The sequence below is a fragment of the Nocardia tenerifensis NBRC 101015 genome, from assembly GCF_000308715.1.
GTDB classification, from domain to species: Bacteria; Actinomycetota; Actinomycetes; order Mycobacteriales; family Mycobacteriaceae; genus Nocardia; species Nocardia tenerifensis.
Map to the genome: position 1 here is coordinate 1 of NZ_BAGH01000378.1, position 6,708 is coordinate 6,708.

General features: G+C 70.0%; 8 protein-coding genes. All 8 read right to left on the reverse strand.

Translation table 11 applies throughout. The annotated features are described in order from the left end of the window. Positions 1-160 precede the first annotated feature (160 nt). On the reverse strand, positions 161-1,177 hold the full coding sequence (locus tag ON39_RS30280) for a lysophospholipid acyltransferase family protein (protein ID WP_040739428.1): 1,017 nt from the start codon (positions 1,175-1,177) through the stop codon (positions 161-163). Next, positions 1,174-2,253, reverse strand: a complete 1,080-nt coding sequence (locus ON39_RS30285; RefSeq protein ID WP_051187338.1) for an NAD-dependent epimerase/dehydratase family protein — start codon at positions 2,251-2,253, stop codon at positions 1,174-1,176. Before ON39_RS30285 ends, ON39_RS30280 begins: the two co-directional genes overlap by 4 nt. A gap of 197 nt (positions 2,254-2,450) precedes the next feature. Then, a complete protein-coding gene (locus ON39_RS47645; protein ID WP_003402602.1) occupies positions 2,451-2,552 on the reverse strand; it encodes a 30S ribosomal protein bS22 in 102 nt (33 codons plus the stop codon). 263 nt (positions 2,553-2,815) lie between these two features. Then, positions 2,816-3,100 carry a helix-turn-helix domain-containing protein gene (locus ON39_RS30290; protein WP_246002872.1) on the reverse strand — a complete coding sequence of 95 codons (285 nt, stop codon included), beginning with the start codon at positions 3,098-3,100 and terminating at the stop codon, positions 2,816-2,818. A gap of 150 nt (positions 3,101-3,250) precedes the next feature. Further along, on the reverse strand, positions 3,251-4,111 hold the full coding sequence (gene proC / locus ON39_RS30295) for a pyrroline-5-carboxylate reductase (protein ID WP_040739430.1): 861 nt from the start codon (positions 4,109-4,111) through the stop codon (positions 3,251-3,253). Between the two features lie 22 nt (positions 4,112-4,133). Further along, positions 4,134-5,015: a thioesterase family protein gene (locus ON39_RS30300; protein WP_083894782.1), complete on the reverse strand. Its 882-nt coding sequence runs from the start codon at positions 5,013-5,015 to the stop codon at positions 4,134-4,136. 130 nt (positions 5,016-5,145) lie between these two features. Next, a complete protein-coding gene (locus ON39_RS30305; protein WP_040739431.1) occupies positions 5,146-6,030 on the reverse strand; it encodes a sugar phosphate isomerase/epimerase family protein in 885 nt (294 codons plus the stop codon). A 14-nt stretch (positions 6,031-6,044) separates the two neighbouring features. Next, a partial coding sequence (locus ON39_RS49855; protein WP_506329726.1) for an Rv0497 family membrane protein occupies positions 6,045-6,708 on the reverse strand: 664 nt, incomplete at its 5' end.

The following is a 6,708-nucleotide window of genomic DNA, read 5'->3' on the forward strand; positions in this document are numbered from 1 at the left end:
GACCCGGCGCCTCGCTCGCCGCAGCACCCGTCGGCCCGGGCGAACGCCGGAAACCAGTGCGGCCGAGGGGTTTACCGGCTGGTGCCCGGCGTTCGCCGAGCCGACGGGGTGGCTGCGAACAGGTGTCGATGTACTCCGTTCACTCGTTCGTACGGGCGGCTCAGCCCGTAAAGGGGTTGCGGCGCTTGGTGAGCAGTTTGTAGAGCGTCGACTGGATGGTCTCGCGGACCTGGTCGGTGACCTCGAACATGGTCATCGGGTCGTCGGCCGCCTCCGGCTCGTAGCCGGTGGTCGGGATCGGGGCGCCGAACTCGATGTACCACTTCGAGGGCAGCGGCAGCGCGCCCAGCGGGCCGAGCAGCGGGAACAGCGGCGTCACCGGGAAATACGGCAGGCCGAGCAGCCGGGCGAGCGGCTGCAGGTCGGCCAGCTTCGGGTAGATCTCCTCCGAGCCGACGATGGAGCACGGGATGATCGGCGCACCGGTCCGCACCGCCGCGGCCACGAAACCGCCTCGGCCGAACCGCTGCAACTTGTAACGGTCGGCGTACTGCTTGCCGACGCCCTTGAAGCCCTCGGGGAAGACGCCGGTCAGCTCGCCGGAGCGCAGCAGCCGCTCGGCGTCTTCGCGGCAGGCCAGCGTGTGCCCGGCCTTGCGGGCCAGCGCGCCAAGCACCGGCGTCTCGAAGATCAGGTCAGCGGCCAGCAGGCGAAGCGCGCGCTGCTTCGGGTGCCGGTCGTGCACCGCCAGTTGCAGCATCAGTCCGTCGAGCGGGATGGTGCCCGCGTGATTGGCCACGATCAGCGCGCCGCCCGCCTCCGGCAGGTGCTCGACGCCGCTGGCCTCCACCCGGAACCACAGCTCCGACATCGGGCGCAGCGCGGGCAGGATGACCGACTCGAGCAGGTGCTCGTCGAAGCCGAACTCGTCGACCTGGTAGTCGCCGGTGATCCGGCGGCGGGCGAAGTCGGCGCTCTTGCCGATCCGTTTAGCCACCGCGCCCCGCAGTAGGTCCGAAAGCGACTGCGGCGCAGGCGGTTCGGTGGCGGCGAGCCGCTCCACCAGCGAGGTCACCTGGCCCGGCGCCGCGCCGCGCTCCGGCCAGCGTCTGGCCTGCCGCGGGCGCACCTCGTCCCCGACGTCGTGGAGGTGGATGACTTTCGCTACGTCGTTCATTGCTGTGCTCCCGTACCGGCCCCGAGCAGGCCGAGCAGTTTGTTTTCTGCGACATCGATCCACGCGGGATCGACTACGGGCCGCAACGCTGCGCCCCCGATGAAGTCGTCGAAGGCCTGCACCGTCGTCCATCGCGGCACGAACCCGAGTTCGGTCCGCATCCGGGTGGTGTCGAGGCCACAGCCGAAATGGAAGTAGTCGAGCTGCTCGCCGGAGAATTGGCGCATGACCGGGCCCATCAGCACTCGGCCCGCGGTGCGGAACAGCGCGAACGGCACCGGCAGTTCGATCCGGCCCGCCCGGCGCACCGCCTGCGACAGCGCGAGCGCGCCGTCGCCCGCGATGTTGTAGGTGCCGCCGCCCGCGGTCAGCGCCGAGTGCGCGAGCGCGGCGACCGCGTCCTCCTCGTGCAGCAACTGCATGCGCGCGTCGCGGCCGAACACCGTCGGCGTGATCGGCGAGCGTAGATACTGCACGCCCCGGCTCGCCAACCGCGGCCCGACGATCGGCGCCAAACGCAGAATGGACGCGGCGATATCCGGCCGTCGCCGCGCGAGTCCGCGCACGAATCCTTCGATGTCGATCATGTCGCGCGCGAACTCACCGCGCGGCGGTACGCGCGCACTCATTTCCTCGGTGAATTTCGCGGGATCCTTTGCGCTGCACCCATATACCGCGGAGGAGGAACGCACGACGACCCTGCGCACCGTCGGCGCCTTCTGGCACACCGCGAGCAACTGCATCGCGCCGAGCACGTTGAGATCCTTCATCACGGCGCGCGCGGCGCCCGTCGGCGGCTTGGCGAGCACCGCCGCGTGCACCACGGTGTCCACCGCGCCACCATCGATCACCTTACGGATCAACGGATTTCGGATATCCGCGCGGACGAACTCGGCCCGGCCCATGCGCCTGCTCAGCTCGCGGCTCGGGGTCATGGTGTCGACGGCGAGGATGCGCTCGATGCCGGGATCCTGCGCGAGACGAGCGACGACGCTGCCGCCGAAGAAGTGGCTGGCTCCGGTCACCAACACGACTTTCGGCGTGTGTCCGTCTCTAGCGTCAGAACCCACCGGCATCCCACCTTGGCAAGCCCCCCGTGTGATTTATTCCCCGGTTCCTAGGGTAGCCGCTGCGTTCACGGGTTCCATTGGGATTTACCAGGATCTAACGATGACTTCAGTCACCCGATACAAGGCGTGGTTTCAAAGTTCGACATTTCAAACGAAAGGCCCGCCATCTCACGATGACGGGCCTTCGAGCCGACGCGCAGCGCTTACTTGCCGAGTTTGCGCCGCTGCACGCGTGTGCGGCGAAGCAGCTTGCGGTGCTTCTTCTTCGACATGCGCTTGCGGCGCTTCTTGATCACAGAACCCATAGGGTTGTTCCTCGCGTTCTCTCTACTCGGCGCGCACGCTTCTCACGTGCGCCAACTGACCGGTCGCTCGGCAAGCCTCACGCCCAGTGTCCGCGCCGCCGGGTACCACCGGGCATCACACAGCGATGCCACCGGCGGGCGAACACGAACCGAGGGTCCATCGTACCGGCACGCCCGGTGGCCTTCGAAACCACCCGATCCAACGCCGCCGGACAGCGTCCGACGGCGTCCCGCGCCCGACTCGGCGCGGATGGATCAGGCTGTCATCCCGCGTCGAAGTAGGACGTCTCCAGATAATCGTGTACCGCCTTGGCGTGCACCCGGAACGAACGACCCACCCGCACCGCGGGCAACTCACCGGAGTGCACCAGCCGGTACACCGTCATCTTGGACACTCGCATCAGGCTCGCCACCTCGGCGACCGTGAGGAACTGAGTGCCGCCGAGCATGGGTTGCCCCTGCGACGCGGAACCATTCTGCGGCCGGGAACCACCCCGGGCGCCTGAGGGGCCGGAGCCACTCGAACTGCCTGAGCTACTTGCAGACATCTTGTTAGACATCATTGCACCATTGACCTCCGGCACGTCCGCGCCGCCGGCTTCCCCACCGGCGGAACAGACACGCACGTGCTGCTTGAAGCTTAGCGGGACCAGTGGTGTTACTGCGACGGGAGTGAGAAATCAGCTTTTCGCTCGGCGTCACACCGCGCTGACGGCGGCGGGTCCGTCCAGGACCCCCTGCTCGGCGGAGCGTTGCCGCGCCGCGTGCAGCGCCTCGAGGAAGGCCGAACGGATTCCGCCGCGCTCGAGCTCGCGCACCGCGGCGGAGGTGGTGCCGGCCGGTGAGGTGACCGCGGCCCGCAGCTCCGCGGCGCTCTGCTCGGATCCGTCGAGCAGCGCCGCCGAGCCGACCATGGTCTGCACGACCAGCTGGGTGGCCACCTCGCGGGTGAGGCCGAGGCCGACCCCCGCGTCCACCATGGCCTCGACGATCAGGAAGAAGTAGGCGGGCCCCGACCCGGAGACCGCGGTGACCGCGTCCATCTGCGACTCGGCGACGGTGACCACCTTGCCGACCGCGCCGAGCACCTCGGTCACCAGCTCGAGCTGCGGCGGACGAGCGTGGCGCCCCGGCGCGATGACGCTCATGCCCTGACCGACCAGCATGGGGGTGTTCGGCATGACCCGCACCACGGGGAAGCCCGCGGGCAGCTTGGCCTCGAGCCGCGCGGTCGGCACGCCCGCGGCCAGCGAGACCAGGATCTGGTCCCGGTCGTCGTTGCCGACGCTCGCGTTGTCGCTCAGCGCCGCCTTGCCCAGCGCGGTCATCACCGCGTCCACGTCGGCGGGCTTGACCGCGACGACCAGCAGGTCCGCGCCCACCGCCGCGTCGGCCACCGAGTCGGTCACCCGCACGCCGAACCGCTCCGCGATCTGCGCGGACCGCTCCGGAAACGTCTCGACGACAACCAGGTCCTTGGCCGGCCGCCCCGACTCCAGCAGCCCAGCGATCAGAGCCTCCCCTATGCGCCCGCCACCAATAACCGCAATTCTCGTCATGGGGAAGAAGCCTAGACGGCGCTCATCCCTGCGGAATCAGCGCCAGCTGACGGCTCTGGGCGACGACCGCGCCGGTCGAGTCGAGCACCAGCTGGTCCTCGTCGAACATGCGGGCGCCGACCTCGTGGGTGGTCGCGATGATGCGCAGCCAGCCGGGGGCGGGCTTGCGGCGCAGGTAGGTGACCATTTGAACGGTGGGGGCCCAGCCGAATTGGCCGAGGTTGGCCGGGACCGGCGGGCTCATGTCCGCGCCCATCATCGCGAACAGCATGGCGACCTCGCTGTCTTGCTGGTCGCCGGGGCGCGGGCGCATCCACAGGCGCAGCCGCGGCTCCGCCGTCTCGCCCTCGAGGAAGCGGGCCCACGCGCGGTCGATGAAGAGGTCCGCGCCCTGGCCGACGTGCACGACCCGGCCCATGGGCGAGCCGGGCGCGTAGCCGATGGCGTCGGCGGGCGGTTCGACGGGCATGTCGCTGTGTTCGCGCGCGTACCTCGGCTCGGCGTCGTCGAGCCTGCCGAAGGTGAGCGCGGTGCGAACCAGCGTGCGGCCGTTCTGGATCAGGCTCGCGTCGGCCAGGCAGATCTGCCGGCCGGTCTTGCGGATGCGCACCTCGTACTCGACCTCGCCGGGGTCGGGCGCGCCGAGGAAGTCCGAACTCGCGGCGATCGGGGCCATGGCCGTCAGCGCGGGGTCGGTGGCGCGCAGCCATTTCAGGCCCGCGGCCGCCGTGGCCGCGACCATCGTGCCGCCGTGCACCTTGTCGCCGATGGTCCAGGTCTTGTCGATGGCGCCGAGGTAGCGACCGGCGTCGGAGGTCGTCGTCGGCAGCTCGGTCAGCTCGAGCACCCGGCTGAAGGGGGCATCGGTCGCGGTGCCCGCTGCCAGGTCCAGCTCCGTCGTCATCGTCACTCCTGTCGTCTACCCGCCACGTCGGCGACCAGGGTTGCTGGTACGTGGCGTTCGTACAGCGTAGAACGACGGGTTTCGGCCGTCGCATTCCCCTCGGGCGAGCGGGACGTGCGTCACAGGAGCGTCAGGCGCGACGGGACGAGGTCGGGGCGGGCGCGGGCCGGCCGTTGAGGTGCAGCCGGGCGAAGGCGAGGGTGCGGCGCAGCATGGCCGCGCGGTGCTGGGTGGTGCGCGCGTTCTGGGTGTTGATCTCGGCCACGGCCTGACCGGCGAAACCGTTGCGCACCAAGGCATCACACACCTCGACGCACGGCTGGGTGCCCTCGCCGGGCACCAGATGCTCGTCGTGCGCCGCCCCTCGGCCGTCGGCGAGGTGCAGGTGGGCCAGGCCGTCGCCCATGCGCGCGGCCAGCGCCAGCGGGTCGGTGCCCGCGGTCGCGGTGTGCGACAGGTCGAGGGTGTAGTGCTCGAAGCCGGTGTCGGTCGGATCGTAGGACGGGCTGAACGCGGTGAGACCGACACCGGGCCCGCCGCGCCGCTCCAGCCGTTTCACCGAGCGCGCGCCGCGACCGAACAGGGTGTCGGCGCGCATCGGGAACATGTTCTCCACCGCCACGATCACCGGGCTGTGCTCCTCGAGCTCGGCGACCTGGTCGGCGAAGTTCTCGGCGTAGCGGCGCTGCCAGCGGAACGGCGGATGCACGACGACGGTGCGGGCGCCGAGGGCCTCCGCCGTGCGCACGCTGCGCTCGAGCTTGGCGATCGGATCCGATCCCCACACCCGCTGCGAGATGAGCAGGCACGGCGCGTGGATCGCGATCACCGGCACGTCGTACCGGCGGGCGTAGGACTGCACGGTGGCGATGCTCTGGCTGGCCGGCTCGGCCCAGACCATCAATTCGATGCCGTCGTAACCGAGTTCGGCCGCGTACCGGAACGCCGCCTCGGTGTTCTGCGGATACACCGAGGCCGTCGAGAGCCCGACGAGTATCTGCCCGGTCTTCTCCACTGCCGCTCCCTGCCTCAGTTGGTACTGAGAAGAAAGGCTAGCGGTCCGAGCGTGACGAAGACGCCGACCACGACCGCGATCACCGTGCTGAGCACGTCGTCGGTGCGGCGCAGGATGCGCACCAGCGCGACGAGGCCGAGGATCACGATCATCGCCAAGGCCAGCGCCACCCAGGGGAGCATCTCCCACATGCGCTCGAAACCCTTGAACAGCAACATGCCCGCGACGGCCGCGCCGGTGCTCTGACCGCCCAGGATCATCCACTGGCGGCGGTTGGCGTCGTCCTCGGCCTTCCTCGCCGCCCGCGAGGAACGACGCGGCGATACCGCGCGCTCGGGCTCGTCCTCGTCGAAGTCGTCGAGCTCGTCGTGCTCGGCGTCCAGGTCGACGGGCTCGAAGAAGTCGGTCTTGCCGTCGTACAGCTCGAGCTCGTCGACCGGGTCACGGTCGGCCCGTCCGCGCTTGCCGCGCCCCGCCGCGCGTTCGGCGTCGGCGCGCTCGGCGCGTTCCACCCCGTCTCGGAGCAGGTCGCCGGCCACCGTCTGACCGGAGACGAGCTGCTGGTCCTGACTGGCCAGCGACCAGGCGGCGGTGGAGATGCCCTCGGGTTCGGGCGGTGCGTCATTACGTTGGGGCGCATCGGTTTTGCGTCTGCGCGCCGACCAGGCGGGCAGGGCG